A 15363-nucleotide genomic window follows, 5' to 3' on the forward strand; every position below is an offset into this window, starting at 1 on the left:
CTTCGAGAGGAACGAAGTCGTGGCACCCCACCCGGCTCAGATCACCCCGCACTTCCAGAACCTGACAGACCGCCTCGACGTCGCGGCACGGCACATGGCCGAGCAGGCCGAGGGCACGGCGTCCGAGGCCGAGCGGCAGCGGCTGCGCCACCAGCTCATGGTCGAGGCCATCCCCCTCGCCGACCGGGTCGCCCTGCGGTACCGCAACCGCGGCATCGAGACCGACGACCTCATCCAGGTGGCGCGCGCCGCCCTCGTCAAGGCGGTCAACCGCTACCAGCCCCGCGACGACGCCGGCTTCTGCGCCTTCGCCCTGCCGACGATCTCCGGCGAGGTCAAGCGCTGGTTCCGCGACCGCGGCTGGGCCGTGCGTCCGCCCCGCCGCATCCAGGAGCTCCGCTCGAGCATGCGCGCGGAGGAGGAGCTGTTCCGGCACCTCGAGCACCGCGAGCCCACCACCGCCGACGTCGCGAGCTCGCTCGGCACGACGAGGGAGGACGTGCAGCTCGCCCGGCTCTCGGCCGAGGGCTTCCACGCCGTGTCGCTCGACGTCCCCACGGAGACCGGGACCACCCTGGGCGCGACCCTGTCCGACGGCGCCGACGTCGCCGACCTCGTCGCGACGAGGAGCGCCCTGCTCCACGCCCTGAGCCACCTGTCCGAGCGGCAGCGGCGCGTCGTGCAGCTGCGCTACGTCTCGGACCTGACCCAGTCCGAGATCGGGGCCGAGATCGGCGTCAGCCAGATGCAGGTGTCGCGGATCCTCGGCAAGGTGCTCGACGAGCTGCGACGCGAGCTCGTCGTCGCCGACCTCGACGACCGCCAGACCTCCCGCCCCCGCCAGCCGGCCGCGTGAGCACGCGGCGTCCCGGCCACCGCCGGGACGCCGCGCCACCCGCCCGGACCCGGGCCCGACCGACATTGGTCGGGCCCGTCGCGTTTCCCCGCGCCGACATCGGGCACGACTACCGGTGGAGTGGTCGTCACGGGGTTCAAACAGCCGGGCGCCGCGGCGGCCACTCGCGCGGCCCCACCGACCGAGGAGAGACCTGATGGCGACCAAGAAGACGACGACGGCGAAGCCGAGGGCGAAGGCGACCACGGCCTCCGCCGCGAAGGACCGCGAGCACCTCGGGACCGGTGGGGAGCTGCACCAGCTGGCCGGTGTCGACAGCCCGGCGCTGACGACCGCCCACGGCCACCCGGTCGAGGACGACAACAACTCGCTGCGCGCCGGCGACCGCGGCCCGACGCTGCTGTCCGACCACGTGCTGCGCGAGAAGATCTTCCACTTCGACCACGAGCGCATCCCCGAGCGCGTCGTGCACGCCCGCGGCTACGGCGCCCACGGCGTCTTCGAGAACTACGAGTCGCTGAGCGACCTCACCAGGGCCAGCGTGTTCGCGACGGCCGGCAAGAAGACCGAGACGTTCGTCCGGTTCTCCACCGTCGCAGGCAATCTCGGCTCGTTCGACCTCGCCCGCGACGTCCGGGGGTTCGCGACGAAGTTCTACACCGACGAGGGCAACTGGGACCTCGTGGGCAACAACATCCCCGTCTTCTTCATCCAGGACGCCGTGAAGTTCCCGGACCTGGTCCACTCGGTGAAGGAGGAGCCGGACCGCGGCTTCCCGCAGGCGCAGTCGGCGCACGACACCTTCTGGGACTTCGCCTCGCTCATGCCGGAGTCCACCCACATGACGCTGTGGCAGATGTCCGACCGCGCGATCCCCCGCTCGTTCCGGATGATGCAGGGCTTCGGGGTCCACACCTTCCGCTTCCTCGACGCCGCCGGTGCGAGCACCTTCGTGAAGTTCCACTGGACCCCGGTCCTCGGCATGCAGTCGGTCGTCTGGAACGAGGCCGTGAAGATCAACGGGGCCGACCCGGACTTCCACCGCCGCGACCTCTTCGACGCCATCACGGCGGGGGACTTCCCGCAGTGGGAGCTCGGGGTCCAGGTCTTCGACGACGCCTTCGCCGACGAGTTCGACTTCGACGTCCTCGATGCCACGAAGATCATCCCCGAGGAGCTCGTGCCCGTGCGCCCCGTGGGGATGATGACCCTGAACCGGGTGGTGGACAACGTGTTCGCCGAGATCGAGCAGGTCGCGTTCATGACGCAGAACGTGCCGCCGGGCATCGACTTCAGCAACGACCCCCTCCTGCAGGGGCGGAACTTCTCCTACCTCGACACCCAGCTCAAGCGCCTCGGCAGCACGAACTTCAGCCAGCTGCCCGTCAACGCCCCGCGCTGCCCGGTCGCGCACTTCCAGCGCGACGGCCACATGCAGACGTCGACGCAGCCGGGTCGGGCGGCCTACGAGCCCAACTCGTTCACCGGCGCCGACCGTGGTCCTCGCGAGGTCGGTCCCGAGGGGCACGTCCCCTTCCCGGCCCCCGTGGAGGGCGTCACCCGTCGGGTCCGCAGCGAGTCCTTCGCCGACCACTACAGCCAGGCCCGGCAGTTCTGGATCAGCCAGACCGACGTGGAGCAGGACCACATCGTCGACGCCTACGTCTTCGAGCTCGGCAAGTGCGACGTCCTCGCGATCCGACAGCGGATGGTGGCCAACCTGCGCAACGTCGACGAGACGCTGGCGACGCGCATCGCCGACGGGCTGCGGATGCGCCTGCCGGACCCCTCCCCGGCAGCCGCACCCCTCGTCGAGACCGAGCCCTCGGCGGCGCTGAGCATCCTCGCCAACGCCAAGGAGACCTTCGAGGGCCGCAAGCTCGGCGTCCTCGTCGGCGACGGGGCGACCGCGGCCGCCGTCAGCCGGCTGACCAAGGGCGTCGAGAAGGCCGGCGGGACGGTCGACGTCATCGCGGTCGCTGTCGGCGGCGCGACGCTGTCCGACGGCTCGACCCTCGAGGCCGACCACGCCGTGGCCGGCGCGCCCTCGGTGCTCTTCGACGCCGTGGCGGTCGTCACCGGACCGGACGGCGGGTCAGCCCTCGCGGACGAGCCGGCGGCGCGCGACTTCCTCACCGACGCCTTCACGCACTTCAAGGTCATCGGCCTCGCCGGCGACACCGACGCCCTCGTCGCGGCCGCCGGCCTCGACGGGAAGCTCGACGACGCCTGCCTGCCGGTCGGGACGGCCGCCGAGGGCAAGGCCTTCGTGGCCCGCCTCGCCGGCCCCCGGAAGTGGGACCGGAGCCTCACCGCCTGACGACGGGTCCCGCCCGGTCGACCGACCGGGCGGGGCGCGTCGGCCGCGCACCCGGTGTGGGACGCGTCAGCCCGCGTCGTGCCGGGACGCCTGCTGCGGCTCGATCTCGGAGACCCAGAAGGTCAGGCCTGCGGGGTCCCGCAGCATGTGCCACCCGCCCGGCCCGGGTCCGACGTCCTCGGCGCCGAGGGTGAGCAGCCGACGCACCTCGGCGCGCTGGTCGTTGGTCGCGAGGTCGAGGTGGCACCGCACCGGCCCGTCGGGCTCGTCGAGGCGCTGGAACAGCAGCTGGACGGGTGAGCCCTCGTCGTCGTGCCAGATCCCCGCGAAGCCGTCGGCCGAGGACTCCACCCAGCGGCCGGTGAGCAGGCGGCGCCAGAAGGCCACCTCGCGCTCGTGGCGCGCCCTCGGAGCGTCGACGCACACCTCGACGAGCCTCGAGCGGTACCCGCTCGGCCAGTGCACGGTGGCCGGCGCCCTGCGCGGGTGGGCCGGGACCACCGAGAAGGGCAGCCCGCCCGGCGAGCGCAGGGCCACCCAGTGCTCGGAGAAGGCGACGGTGTCGGCACCGGCGGCCAGGGCCGCGGCGACGGTCGTCGGCAGATGGCTGGACTCGACGTCGAAGTGGACCCGCGCCGGGCCGAAGACCTCCTGGAGGTGGATGTACGGGTCCGCTCCCGGTGGGTTGAGGCTGCGCCGCTCCGGCTGTCCCTGCCAGGGCGCGCCGAGTGGCCACCCCAGGGCATCCCTCCAGAAGCGGGTGGCCCGGGGCGCTGCGTGCGACGGGAGGTCGATCACGGTGTGCAGCCACGCCATCACCCGAGCATAGGAGCGTCGGGTCACCCCGCTCGATGGTGGTGACCGGCCTTCTCACGGGCCGGGGACGGTTGCGTGCCCTCCTCGTGGGTAGGACACCGACTCCAGTACCCGATCCAGAGGAGCACCCATGTCGGACGACGCGAAGGTCGCCAAGGACATCGTCGAGACGTTGAAGGACGGCGAGCGAGGCTTCACCGCCGCCGCGGAGAAGCTGCAGGACGGCGACCGGCCGCAGTGGGCCACGACGCTGCAGCGCCTGGCCGAGCAGCGCGCCGGGTTCCGCCGCGAGATCGTCGCGCTCGGCCACGAGTACGGCGACGACGTCGACGCCAGCGGTTCGGCCGCCGCCGCCCTGCACCGCGGCTGGATCTCCCTCAAGGACGCCCTGACCGGCGACGACGCGGGCAGCGTCCTCGGCGCCGCGGTCACCGGTGAGGACCACGCCGTCTCCGAGTACGAGAAGGGCCTCGAGCAGGACCTCAGCACCGGCTTCCGCGAGGTCCTGGTCCGCCAGCACGCCGCGGTCGTGGCCGCTCGCGACGAGGTCAAGTCGCTCCAGATCGCCGACTGACGACCGTCGGCCCCGGCGGCCCCGCCTCCCCTCGGGAGGCGGGGTCGCCGCCGTCGGGGGGCGGGGTCGCCGCCGTCGGCACGCGGCGTCATCGGCCCTGGTCCACGACCCGCCCCGCACCCGCCACACCGGACGGGGCCCGCAACCGCCGCTCGGGGGCGCATACTGGTGTCAATGGCAACCTCATCCGGGAACCCGCGCCCCCGTCACGCGAACAGCCCCTTCAAGACCGAGCCCGAGCCGACGATCGAGGAGTTCGCGGTCGACGACCGCGTCTGCCACGACTCGTACGGGTTGGGCCGGGTCGTGGGCATCGACGACGGTGGGGCGACCGTCGACTTCGGCAGCGGGACGGTGCGCATCACCACGCCGTTCCGCAAGATGACCAAGCTCTGACGCCGACGGTCTCGCGCGTCCTCACCTGAGGACGCGCCGGGCCTCCGCGCGCACCTCGTCCGCCACGGTGTCGATGAGGCCGGACCGCAGGTTCCACTGCTGCCAGTGCAAGGGGACGTCGAGGTGGCGCCCGGGCGCCAGGTCGAGCAGCTCGCCCGCCGCCAGCGCGGCCGCGGAGTGTTCGGCAGGCAGCATCGCCCAGCCGAGGCCGAGCCGGGTGGCGACCGCGAAGTCCGCCGACGCGGGCACGTGGTGCCGGGGGGACTCCACCGGCCGCCGCGCGAGGCGCCGCGCGAACCGGGCCTGCAGCGTGTCCTTGCGGTCGTAGTCGATGCGCGGTGCCCGGTCGAGGGCCGCCGCCGTCGGTCCGTCCGGGAACCACCGTGCCACGAAGGCCGGGGTGGCGCAGGCGCGGAACCGCATCCGGCCCAGCGGGGTCGAGGTGCAGCCCGGGACCGGGACGGCGTCGCCGGTGACCGCGGCCACGACCGCCCCGGACGCCAGCAGGCCGGCGGTGTGGTCCTGGTCGTCGCGCACGAGGTCGAAGACGACCGCCTCGCGCGCCGCGACCCTCGCGAGGGGCGGGAGGATCCAGGTCGCGAGGGAGTCGGCGTTGACCGCGATGGGGACCGTCGTCGTCCCCCCGCCGTCCGTGTCGGCCCCCAGCTGGCGGAGGGTCTCGGTCTGCAGGAGCGTGACCTGCTGGCCGAGCCTCAGGAGCGCTTCGCCGGCCTCGGTGGGACGGACGGGCTTGGACCGCACCACGAGGACCCGGCCGACCTGCTGCTCCAGTGACTTGACGCGCTGGCTGACCGCGCTCGGCGTCACGTGGAGGGACAGGGCGGCCGCGTCGAACGTGCCGTCGCGGACGACGGCGTCCAACGTCTCGAGGAGGTGGGAGGGGATCATCATCATCAATCTGGTTGATGGTGCATCAGAATCCTGAACTGGATTGAGGACGGGCGCCACCCTACCGTCGACGCGTGACCACCGCTCGGCTCCTCTCCTCCGCCCTCGCGGGCCTGGGCCTCGGCCTCGGTCTCATCGTCGCGATCGGGGCGCAGAACGCCTTCGTCCTGCGCCAGGGCATCCGGCGCGAGCACGTGCTGGCCGTCGTGCTCGTCTGCATCGCGTCCGACGCGGTCCTCATCGCCGCAGGGGTCGCGGGCGCCGGCGCCCTCTTCTCGGCGGCGCCGTCGCTCGTCACGGCGGCCCGCTGGGGCGGCGCGCTCTTCCTCGCCGGGTACGCCTTCCTCGCGGCCCGGCGGGCCCTGCGCCGGCCGTCGGCGGACACCGAGGGCCTGCACGTCGACGTGCCGTCGGCCCCGGGGCCGGGGACGGGCCGGCTGGCTGCGGTCATGGGCACCACCGTGGCCCTGACCTGGCTGAACCCGCACGTGTACCTCGACACCTTCGTCCTCCTCGGGTCGATCGGCTCCTCCCACGGCGAGACCGCGTGGGCGTTCGCGGCCGGCGCCGTCGTGGGCAGCACCGTGTGGTTCTCGGCGCTCGGCGTGGCAGCCCGCGCCCTGGCGCCCGTCTTCGCCCGGGCGTCCGCCTGGCGGGTCCTCGACGGCGGCATCGCCGTGGTGATGACCTGCCTCGCCGTCGGTCTCCTCGTGGGCGCGTGAGGGCGCGGCCCCCGCCACGACCGGTGGAGGTGTGGGCCGGGGCGACGGGGGTAGGGGTCGAGGACCGATCCCGAGGAGGCTGCGATGCGCGCAGTGGTGTGGCACGGCAAGCGAGACGTCCGCGTCGAGGACGTCCCGGACCCGACGATCCAGGACCCGGGCGACGCCGTCATCCGGGTGACGAGCACGAACATCTGCGGGTCCGACCTGCACCTGTACGAGGTCCTCGGCGCGTTCATGAACCCGGGCGACGTCCTCGGTCACGAGGCCATGGGCGTCGTCGAGGAGGTCGGCGCCGACGTGACCGCGATCGCGCCCGGCGACCGCGTCGTCATCCCCTTCCAGGTCTGCTGCGGCACCTGCTGGATGTGCGAGCACGGGCTGCAGAGCCAGTGCGAGACCACCCAGGTCCGCGACCAGGGCAAGGGCGCGACGCTCTTCGGGTACTCCGAGCTCTACGGCTCCCTCGCGGGCGGGCAGGCCGAGTACCTGCGGGTGCCGCAGGCCCAGTACACCCACGTCAAGGTGCCGGACGGTCCCGCGGACGATCGCTTCGTCTACCTCTCCGACGTCCTCCCGACCGCCTGGCAGGCCGTGGCCTACGCCGACCCCGAGCCGTCCGGGACGCTCCTCGTCCTGGGGCTGGGCCCCATCGGCGACATGGCGTGCCGGATCGCGCTCCACCGGGGCGTCCGGCAGGTCATCGGCGTCGACCGGGTCGACGCGCGGCTGGCCCGCGCCCGGTCCCGCGGGGTGACGACGATCGACCTGCGCGACCTCGACGGCGAGGTCGGCGACGCCGTCCGCGACCTCACGGGCGGGCGTGGCGCCGACGCGGTCGTCGACGCCGTCGGGATGGAGGCGCACGGGTCCCCGGTCATCGAGGCGAGCCAGAAGCTCGTCACCGCCCTCCCGGACGCGCTCGGCAAGAAGCTGATGACGACGGTGGGGATCGACCGGCTCGCCGCCCTGAGCGCGGCCATCGACGCGGTGCGGCGCGGCGGGACGATCTCGCTGAGCGGCGTCTACGGCGGCATGGCGACCCCGCTGCCGATGATGACGATGTTCGACAAGCAGGTCCAGGTCCGGATGGGCCAGGCCAACGTCAAGCGCTGGGTGCCCGACATCCTCCCGCTGCTGACCGACGACGACCCCCTGGGTGTCGACGACTTCGCCACGCACCGTCTCCCGCTCGCGGCGGCCCCCGAGGCCTACGCGACCTTCCAGGCCAAGGAGGACGGCATGGTCAAGGTGGTCCTCTCGCCGGGTGACGCCACCAGCACCGCCCCGTGACGGACGGGGCCGACCGCCCGGGTCGGCGCTCGGACGAGGACGACCACCCGGTGGTCGTCCTCGTCCCGGGCCTGGGGCTCGACGCGCGCTCGTGGCACCTCGTGCGCGCCGCGCTGACCACGAGGGTCGAGGTCGTGACGCTGCCCTCGATGGGCCGTCGTGCGCCGCGCGGCTGCGACCTCCACGTGGAGCAGCAGGCGGACCGCCTGCTCCAGGCCCTGCCGCGCGGGCGCGACGTCGTCCTCGTGGGCCACTCCGCGGGCTGCCCGGTCGTCGTCGAGGCCGCCGCCCGGTCGCCCCACGTGCTCGGGGTGGTCCTCGTCGGACCGGTGACCGACCCCCGCGCGCGCACCTGGCCGCGGATGCTCGCCGGCTGGCTCGCGACGGCCCCGCGCGAGCGCCCGTCGGAGGTCCCCTCCGTGCTGCCCCAGTACCGCTCCACGGGAGCCGGCTCCATGCTGCGCGGCATGAACCAGATGCGGCGGTACCGCACGCACGTGGGCCTCGCGGCCGTCCCGGTCCCGGTGCACGTCGTCCGGGGGGAGCACGACCGGATCGCCCGGCAGGACTGGTGCACCCGGCTGGCCGGCCTCGGTGCCGGCGAGGTGACCTCGGTCCCCGCCGGCGCGCACATGGTGCCGCTCACCCACCCGGGGGCGGTCGTGGCGGGCATCGAGCGCCTCCTGGCGAGGGTCGGGCCGGTCAGCAGGCGCTGACGGCCGACCTCCGGGCGGGCCGTCGCGTCAGGCGATGACGGCGTCGATCGTCTTCTTCAGGGCGCTCGGCTGCGCCGGGCTCCTCGGGGCGGTGGCCCGGGCCGCCGCCAGCTCGTCGCCGATCTCGCGCAGCTGGGTGCGGGTCAGGCCCTCGCGCACCTTCGGGAACCAGTCCTGCTCCTCCTCCTCGATGTGGTGCGTGACGTTCTCGATGAGGACGGTCGCCTTGGCGACGAACCGCTCGTCGGTGCGGTCCATCGCGGCCAGCTCCATGACGAGGACGTCGGCGACGTGGTGCTCCTCGTACGACTCGAGCACGTCGTCCTCGAGCTCGGGCAGGAGGGCGCGCACGCGCGGGTACATGACCTCGTTCTCGAGGTGCGTGTGCACGGTGAGCAGCTCGATGACCTTGCGGACGATGGCCTCCTTGCGCGCCGGCGTCGTGGAGGCCTTCTGGAACTCGCGGAACAGCCCTCGGACCTCCTTGTGGTCCTCCTTGAGCATGACGATCGCGTCCTGGGACATGAGGGGTCCTTCCGTTGGGTGGCCGTACGGCGGGGGCCGACGGCGTCTCCAGAGGGGTACCCGGGGGTCCCGGGGGCAAACGCGCGTGCCGCGGGCCGGGTGGGGTAGGACTGGTGTCGACACCAGCCCGTCCGGGCGGTCCCGCTCGAGGAGGATGCCGTGGCGACAGAGTGCGACGCCGTCGTCGTCGGCGCCGGGCCGAACGGCCTCGTCGCCGCGAACGCCCTCGGCGACGCCGGCTGGGACGTGGTCCTCGTCGAGGCGCAGGACGAGGTCGGCGGGGCGGTCCGCAGTGCCGAGGTCACGGCCCCCGGGTTCGTGTCCGACCTCTTCAGCGCCTTCTACCCCCTGGCCGCCGCGTCGCCCGTCATCCGCGACCTCGGGCTCGAGTCGCACGGCCTCACCTGGCGGCGCGCCCCCGACGTCATGGCCCACGCGTTCCCCGACGGCCGGGGCGCCGTGCTCCGCGGCCGCGCCGACGACACCGCAGCCGGGCTCGAGGAGGCTGCCGCGGGCGACGGCGAGGCGTGGTTGCGGATGGTCGCGGGCTGGGACCGGATCAGGGACCCGCTCCTCGACGCCCTCTTCACCCCGTTCCCCCCGGTCCGGGCCGGAGCGCGGATGGCCCGACGCCTCGGTGTCGCAGGTGGCCTCGACTTCGCCCGGCTGGGCCTGCTGTCGGTCCGTCGCCTCGCCGAGGAGGAGTTCTCGGGTGAGGAGGCTCGGGTCCTGTTGTCCGGCAACGCGATGCACACCGACATGTCACCCGACAGCGCCGGCAGCGCGCTGTTCGGGTGGCTGCTCGTCATGCTCGGGCAGGACGTCGGCTTCCCGGTGCCCGAGGGAGGGTCCGGCTCGCTCGCGGGGGCGCTGCGTCGGCGGGCCGAGAGCCTCGGGGTCCAGGTGCGCTGCGGCGTCCCCGTCACCTCCGTCGACGTCTCGGGCGGACGCGCGGTCGGGGTCCGGCTTGCCGACGGCACGTCCGTACGGGCGCGGTACGGCGTCCTCGCCGACGTCCCCGCGACGGCGCTGTACGGCAGCCTCGTCGGCCGCGAGCACCTGCCGGCACGTCTCGTCCGCGACGTCGAGAACTTCGAGTGGGACGACGCGACCCTCAAGCTCAACTGGGCGCTCGACGCCCCGATCCCCTGGTCGGCTCCCACGGTCCGTGCTGCCGGCACGGTCCACCTCGGGACCGACCACGACGGCCTCGTCGACGTCGCCGCGGACCTGTCGGTCGGTCGGATGCCGCGCGACCCCTTCATCCTCCTCGGCCAGATGACGACCACCGACCCGACCCGCTCCCCCGAGGGCACGGAGTCGGCGTGGGCCTACACCCACCTCCCCCGCGCCCTCGCCCACGACGAGGCCGCGGTCGGTCGGCAGGTCGAGCGCATGGAGCAGTGCGTCGAGGGCGTCGCCCCCGGCTTCCTCGCCACCGTGCGGGGCCGCTACGTGCAGTCCCCCGCGTCCCTGGAGGACGCCGACGCCAGCCTCAGCCGCGGCGCCCTCAACGCCGGGACCGCCGCCCTGCACCAGCAGCTCGTCCTCCGGCCGACCCGGGGGCTGGGGCGCCCCGAGACACCGGTCCCCGGCCTGTTCCTCGCGGGCGCCTCGGCCCATCCCGGCGGCGGGGTGCACGGGGCGTGCGGGTGGAACGCCGCGGTGGCGGCCGTCCGGCAGCGGCGACCCCTCGGGCCGGTTCGCCGGGCGTTCGTGCGCACGGCGTGGGACCGCGTCCTCAGGGACCGGTGAGCTCCTGGCGGTGACGGCCCTCGGCGATCAGGCCCAGCCGGCGCAGCGCCTCACGGTTGCGGGGCAGGATCATCGCCTGCCGGACCGGGAGCGGGACGAGCAGACCGGGGCCGCTCGACGCGTCCTCCGCGATCGAGACCGTGCACGACTGCGGTCCGTCGGGGACGACCTCGATCTCGACGCGCGCCTCGCCGAGCGGCCACCCTCGCGCCGTGAGGACGAGGTGGGCGGGCTCGCGCGCCTCCTGCGACGACGTCGAGTCCGACAGGAGCGCCGGCCAGACGCCGACGCTGTGGTGCAGCCTCGTCCCGGGGGCGGGCCAGCCCTCCTCGACCGCGCGGACGCGTGAGGCGCCCACGACCCACGTGGCGTACTGCCACCCGTCGGCCAGGACGTCCCACACGGCCTGGGCCGGCGCGGCCACCGACCGGGAGACGCGAGGGAGGTGGCGGGTCGTGTCGTCGGTCATCGTGGGCTCCTCGGGGGCGGGGTCGGGGGCGTCGGTACCTGGGGGGCCGTGACGCGGCTCGAGGACGTTGCCGGGGTTCGCGGGCAGGCCGGTCCACTCGGCGAGCCCGAAGGTGCGCATCAGGGGGGTGACGAGCCGGTCGTAGACCCCGGGGGCCATCCGGAACCCGGCGACGACCACCGGGTTCGTGACGACGACGTGGCGCAGCCGTCGCGGCCGGGCCAGGACCCGGACGACCGCGTCGGCGACGTCCTCGGCCGTCGCGACCGGCGGCGGGGGCTTGCCGTGCCGGCCCAGGACGCTCGCCGCCCGCCGGTAGACCGGGGTGTCGATCCCCCCGGGCGCGACGAGCGAGACCTCGACGCCCTCGCGGTCGCGGGTCTCGATCTGCACGGAGCGCACGAGCCCGTGGACCGCCCACTTCGAGAGCACGTAGGCACTCATGTAGGGCACGGCGATCTCACCGAGGAGCGAGCCGATGACGACGAGGTGCCCACCGCCGGTGCGGCGGAACGCGGACAGCGCCGACCGGGTGACCGACACCGTCCCGAGCACGTTGGTGTCGAGCACCGACGTCATGAGGTCGGCGGGGACCTCCTCGAAGAGCCCGTACGCGACGACCGCCGCGGCATGGACCACCGCGAGGTCGCGGCCGAAGTCGTCGGCCGCGGCGGAGACCGCGGCGTCGACGGCCTCCCGGTCGCGGACGTCGAGCACCACGACCGAGGCCGTCACCCCGTGAAGACGGCACTCGTCCGCCACGACCTCGAGCGCGCTCGCCGAGCGCGACGCCAGCACGACGGGGACGCCGAGCTCGGCGAGCCGCAGCGCCGTGGCGCGGCCGATGCCGCTCGACGCGCCGATGACGAGCGCCCCGCTCGGTCGTGTCGCAGCTGTCACGCGTCCTCCAGGTCAGGGTCGGGTCTCACCTGCGGGGGTACCCCGGACTCCCGGACCCAAACGGCCGACGCCGCCTGAGAACGACCACGGACCAGCGCGTTTCCCCCCACGGGTCAGGGGTAACAGGTCCCAGAACTGCTTCCTACGAACGGATGTGATCATGGACATCGGCGAGAGCTTCCAACGGACGACCGACGGCATCCTGGGCTTCCTGCCCAACCTCCTCGGCTTCCTCCTCCTCCTGCTCGTCGGGTGGGTCGTCGCCAAGGTGGTCTCCGGCGTCGTGCGCAAGCTCCTGGAGAAGGTGGGCATCGACCGCCACCTCCACGAGTCGCGCGCCCACGACTACGTCGACCGCTTCCTTCCCGGCGCCAGCCCCGCGAACGGCATCGCCCGCCTCGTGTTCTGGCTCGTCTTCGTGTTCTTCCTCCTTGCCGCCATCGGCGCCCTGGAGATCCCTGCGGTCACGACCTTCATGAACCAGGTCCTCGCCTACCTGCCCAACGTCATCGTGGCGATCGTCATCTTCGTCGTCGCCGCGCTCGTCTCGGGCGCCGTCGCCGCGGCGATCACCCGCGTCATGGGCGACACCCCCACCGGCAAGGTCGCGGCCGGGGTCGTCCCCGCCCTCGTCATGGTCATCGCGTTCTTCATGATCCTCGAGCAGCTCCAGATCGCTCCGGAGATCGTGCGGATCGCCTTCGCCGCCACCATGGGTGCGCTCGCCCTCGGCCTCGCGCTGGCTTTCGGGCTCGGCGGCCGCGGCGTGGCCCAGCGGATGCTCGAGGAGGCCTACTCCAAGGGTCGCCAGCAGGCCGACCGGGTGCGCGACGACATCAGCACCGGCAAGGACCGCGCCAAGGCCGAGGCCGCGCGCGCCGATGCCGACGTCCGGGGCAACGGGTCCGCGCACGCCACCACGGCCGGCGCCACGACGAGCGGCACCGCTCCCTACCCGGCACGCACCGAGGGCACGGGCTCCACGCTCTGACCCACGGATGACCGAACGGCCCCTCCCTGCGGTGCGGGGAGGGGCCGTTCGATGTGGTCACGCCGACGCGGTCAGCCGGGGTCGCTCACGCGGTGTCGGGCAGGCCCGGCGGCAGGTCCCCCGTGTCGGCCACGTCGGACGCGATGTCGGCCAGCTTGCGGTTGGTGTTCTGGCTCGTGGTCCGCAGCACGGCGAACGCCCGGTCGCGGGTCAGCCCGTGGCGCGTCATGAGCACGCCCACCGCGACACCGATCTCGCGGTTGGTCTCGAGCGCCCGGAGCAGCTGGAGCGACGTGGCGTTCGCGACCTCGGCCGCGACGAGGAGTGCCGCGTGGCTGGCGAGGACCCGGCCGCAGTCCACGTGGTGACGGCCGAAGGCGTCGGCGCGGTCCGCGCCGAAGGTCAGCGCCGCACGGCGGTCCTCCTCCTCGAGCTGCAGGGGGTACGACACCACGCTGCGCACCCCGAACTCCTCGCGCAGGCGCCGGCCGAGCCGGCCCCACCGCTCGTCGTCCGACACCTCCGGTGAGGCCACGACGACGCCGTGGGTGAGGGCGTCCACGACGGGGCCCCGCCCGGTCCGGTCCAGGGCCGCGGCGACGGACTCGGCCGTCCCACCCGTCGAGGCGACGGTGCCGGACCGGCCCCGACGCGCGAGGGTGACCCAGGCCCAGCGTGCCCCCATCACCGCCGGCGCACCGCGGGCGAGGAGCCGCTGCAGGGCCGGCGGCTCCTCGCTGCCCACGGGGCGGCCGAGGGCGGAGACGACCTCCGCGAGGGCGGACACCGACGCGTCCACGTCGGCGCCGACCCGCACGACGTCGCCCACCCCACTCATCCGACCTCACTCCCTTCACCTCGTGCTCCGCGGGACGCCGGCTCCGGTCAGGCCGAGATCGCCTGCCGTCCGCCGTCGTGGGCGATCTCGATCTTGCGCGGCTTGGCCCGCTCGGCGACCGGGACCTCGAGGCGCAGGACGCCGTGGTCGTAGTGGGCGGAGATCGCGTCGGTGTCGAGGGTGTCGCCGAGGAAGAGCTGGCGGCTGAAGACGCCGCGGGGCCGCTCTGCCGCGATCAGCTCGGTGTCGGTGGCCGGGGCGGAGCGCTCGGCCCGCACGGTGAGCACGTTGCGCTCGACGTCGAGGTCGATGCTCGAGGGGTCCACGCCGGGGAGGTCGAGCTCCACGACGAAGGTGTCGCCCTCGCGCCACGCGTCGATCGGCATCACCGCCGGCCTGGCCAGGGTCCCCACGGCTCCGAAGGCCTGCTGGGCCATGCGGTCCAGCTCACGGAAGGGGTCGGTGCGCATCAACATCGTCATCACCTCCATGTGTCCTGATGTCCGGTCAGGGCCACGGATCCCCGTTGGATCTGTGGTGTGCGCTATATATTTGATATAGCACTGGAGGCAGGTCTGGTGCAAGTCCCTCGGAACGGAGCGCAGGTCGTGGACACCTCAAGCCCTCGTGACGGCTCGCGGCCGTCGTCGACCCGCGGCGTCTACAGCATCTCCGTGGCGGCCGAGCTCGTGGGGACCGGCGTCCAGAACCTGCGGCTCTACGAGGCGCGGGGCCTCCTCACGCCCGACCGCACGAGCGGGGGGACCCGGCGGTACAGCGACGACGACATCGCGCGGCTGCGACGGATCTCCGCGTTGCTCGACGCCGGCCTCAACCTCGCCGGGATCGAGGCGGTGCTGCAGCTGGAGGACGCCAATGTCACTCTCCAGGAGGCGAACTCAGCGCTCCAGGACGAGAACGTGGCGCTGCGCGACGCTCACGACCGGGAAGCGGGCCCGCGGGCGCCGTAGTGACGGACCAGCGCACAGCGCCGGGCGGCCGCGGCGCCGAGCCCTCGGCCGGCGATGTCCTGCGGTCGACGTCGCCGCGGCGCTGCGAAGCCCCCGTCCCGAGCCACCGGATCGGGGGCTTCGCCGTGCCCCGCCGGACGGGAGCCCTGACTCCTCCGGCACCCGCCAATATGGCACGACCGGCGTCGGCGCACCTGTGGCTTCCCTGAGATTTCTCCACCACACAGGTGGAAACTCCTCGCAGGTCAGGGGACACGGCTGCACGCGCGCCGCACGGTCGGCGCCCACTGTCGTCGCGTCGTGCGAGGCTGC

General features: G+C 73.7%; 16 protein-coding genes. 10 read left to right on the plus strand and 6 right to left on the minus strand.

What is annotated here, in order from left to right; translation table 11 throughout:
* The first annotated feature begins 19 nt into the window (after positions 1–19).
* Together ACFWN3_RS07410 and ACFWN3_RS07415 are read left to right on the plus strand one after the other, a co-directional pair.
* Complete coding sequence (locus ACFWN3_RS07410; RefSeq protein WP_377644855.1) at positions 20–856, plus strand: sigma-70 family RNA polymerase sigma factor; 837 nt, start codon at positions 20–22, stop codon at positions 854–856.
* Positions 857–1052: 196 nt separating this feature from the next.
* Entirely contained in the window at positions 1053–3176 is a 2124-nt protein-coding gene (locus ACFWN3_RS07415) for a catalase (protein ID WP_377644857.1), read from the plus strand.
* Between the two features lie 66 nt (positions 3177–3242).
* On the opposite strand, the gene ACFWN3_RS07420 is transcribed toward ACFWN3_RS07415, so the two are convergent.
* Positions 3243–3992: a VOC family protein gene (locus ACFWN3_RS07420; RefSeq protein ID WP_377644859.1), complete on the minus strand. Its 750-nt coding sequence runs from the start codon at positions 3990–3992 to the stop codon at positions 3243–3245.
* A 130-nt stretch (positions 3993–4122) separates the two neighbouring features.
* On the opposite strand from ACFWN3_RS07420, the gene ACFWN3_RS07425 reads away from it, so the two are divergent.
* The gene (locus ACFWN3_RS07425; protein ID WP_377644861.1) at positions 4123–4566 is read left to right on the plus strand and encodes a PA2169 family four-helix-bundle protein; all 444 of its coding nucleotides are present in this window, start codon (positions 4123–4125) and stop codon (positions 4564–4566) included.
* A 174-nt stretch (positions 4567–4740) separates the two neighbouring features.
* Entirely contained in the window at positions 4741–4962 is a 222-nt protein-coding gene (locus ACFWN3_RS07430) for a hypothetical protein (RefSeq protein WP_377644863.1), read from the plus strand.
* A gap of 21 nt (positions 4963–4983) precedes the next feature.
* Here the strand turns inward: ACFWN3_RS07430 and ACFWN3_RS07435 are convergent, their stop codons facing one another.
* Positions 4984–5877, minus strand: a complete 894-nt coding sequence (locus ACFWN3_RS07435; RefSeq protein ID WP_377644865.1) for a LysR family transcriptional regulator ArgP — start codon at positions 5875–5877, stop codon at positions 4984–4986.
* 68 nt (positions 5878–5945) lie between these two features.
* On the opposite strand from ACFWN3_RS07435, the gene ACFWN3_RS07440 reads away from it, so the two are divergent.
* From ACFWN3_RS07440 to ACFWN3_RS07450, 3 genes are all read left to right on the plus strand, one after another.
* Positions 5946–6593, plus strand: coding sequence for a LysE/ArgO family amino acid transporter (locus ACFWN3_RS07440; RefSeq protein WP_377644867.1), 648 nt, complete (start codon positions 5946–5948; stop codon positions 6591–6593).
* Positions 6594–6677: 84 nt separating this feature from the next.
* Positions 6678–7886: a zinc-dependent alcohol dehydrogenase gene (locus tag ACFWN3_RS07445; protein WP_377644869.1), complete on the plus strand. Its 1209-nt coding sequence runs from the start codon at positions 6678–6680 to the stop codon at positions 7884–7886.
* Positions 7883–8602, plus strand: a complete 720-nt coding sequence (locus tag ACFWN3_RS07450; protein WP_377644870.1) for an alpha/beta fold hydrolase — start codon at positions 7883–7885, stop codon at positions 8600–8602. Before ACFWN3_RS07445 ends, ACFWN3_RS07450 begins: the two co-directional genes overlap by 4 nt.
* A gap of 27 nt (positions 8603–8629) precedes the next feature.
* Here ACFWN3_RS07450 and ACFWN3_RS07455 read toward each other — a convergent pair whose 3' ends face one another.
* Positions 8630–9127, minus strand: coding sequence for a hemerythrin domain-containing protein (locus tag ACFWN3_RS07455; protein ID WP_377644872.1), 498 nt, complete (start codon positions 9125–9127; stop codon positions 8630–8632).
* A 159-nt stretch (positions 9128–9286) separates the two neighbouring features.
* Between ACFWN3_RS07455 and ACFWN3_RS07460 the strand changes: the two genes are divergently transcribed.
* Complete coding sequence (locus ACFWN3_RS07460) at positions 9287–10882, plus strand: phytoene desaturase family protein (protein ID WP_377644873.1); 1596 nt, start codon at positions 9287–9289, stop codon at positions 10880–10882.
* Here the strand turns inward: ACFWN3_RS07460 and ACFWN3_RS07465 are convergent.
* A complete protein-coding gene (locus ACFWN3_RS07465) occupies positions 10869–12251 on the minus strand; it encodes an SDR family NAD(P)-dependent oxidoreductase (protein WP_377644875.1) in 1383 nt (460 codons plus the stop codon). The genes ACFWN3_RS07460 and ACFWN3_RS07465 overlap by 14 nt on opposite strands.
* A gap of 160 nt (positions 12252–12411) precedes the next feature.
* On the opposite strand from ACFWN3_RS07465, the gene ACFWN3_RS07470 reads away from it, so the two are divergent.
* The gene (locus ACFWN3_RS07470; RefSeq protein WP_377644877.1) at positions 12412–13242 is read left to right on the plus strand and encodes a hypothetical protein; all 831 of its coding nucleotides are present in this window, start codon (positions 12412–12414) and stop codon (positions 13240–13242) included.
* 85 nt (positions 13243–13327) lie between these two features.
* On the opposite strand, the gene ACFWN3_RS07475 is transcribed toward ACFWN3_RS07470, so the two are convergent.
* Entirely contained in the window at positions 13328–14071 is a 744-nt protein-coding gene (locus tag ACFWN3_RS07475) for an ANTAR domain-containing protein (protein ID WP_377644879.1), read from the minus strand.
* 56 nt (positions 14072–14127) lie between these two features.
* Positions 14128–14556: an Hsp20/alpha crystallin family protein gene (locus ACFWN3_RS07480; protein ID WP_377644882.1), complete on the minus strand. Its 429-nt coding sequence runs from the start codon at positions 14554–14556 to the stop codon at positions 14128–14130.
* 132 nt (positions 14557–14688) lie between these two features.
* Here ACFWN3_RS07480 and ACFWN3_RS07485 point away from each other — a divergent pair, with 132 nt between their 5' ends.
* Complete coding sequence (locus ACFWN3_RS07485) at positions 14689–15051, plus strand: MerR family transcriptional regulator (protein WP_377644883.1); 363 nt, start codon at positions 14689–14691, stop codon at positions 15049–15051.
* Positions 15052–15363: the final 312 nt, after the last annotated feature.

Origin of the sequence: Oryzobacter terrae (genome assembly GCF_042756445.1) — a bacterium.
GTDB lineage: Bacteria > Actinomycetota > Actinomycetes > Actinomycetales > Dermatophilaceae > Oryzobacter > Oryzobacter terrae.

Excerpts from the sequence above, each read along its gene's own strand:
- ACFWN3_RS07420 (WP_377644859.1), bottom strand. The coding sequence starts at position 3,992 with ATGGCGTGGCTGCACACCGTGATCGACCTCCCGTCGCACGCAGCGCCC.
- ACFWN3_RS07445 (WP_377644869.1), top strand. The coding sequence starts at position 6,678 with ATGCGCGCAGTGGTGTGGCACGGCAAGCGAGACGTCCGCGTCGAGGAC.
- ACFWN3_RS07455 (WP_377644872.1), bottom strand. The coding sequence starts at position 9,127 with ATGTCCCAGGACGCGATCGTCATGCTCAAGGAGGACCACAAGGAGGTC.
- ACFWN3_RS07435 (WP_377644865.1), bottom strand. The coding sequence starts at position 5,877 with ATGATGATGATCCCCTCCCACCTCCTCGAGACGTTGGACGCCGTCGTC.
- ACFWN3_RS07425 (WP_377644861.1), top strand. The coding sequence starts at position 4,123 with ATGTCGGACGACGCGAAGGTCGCCAAGGACATCGTCGAGACGTTGAAG.
- ACFWN3_RS07430 (WP_377644863.1), top strand. The coding sequence starts at position 4,741 with ATGGCAACCTCATCCGGGAACCCGCGCCCCCGTCACGCGAACAGCCCC.
- ACFWN3_RS07480 (WP_377644882.1), bottom strand. The coding sequence starts at position 14,556 with ATGTTGATGCGCACCGACCCCTTCCGTGAGCTGGACCGCATGGCCCAG.
- ACFWN3_RS07415 (WP_377644857.1), top strand. The coding sequence starts at position 1,053 with ATGGCGACCAAGAAGACGACGACGGCGAAGCCGAGGGCGAAGGCGACC.
- ACFWN3_RS07470 (WP_377644877.1), top strand. The coding sequence starts at position 12,412 with ATGGACATCGGCGAGAGCTTCCAACGGACGACCGACGGCATCCTGGGC.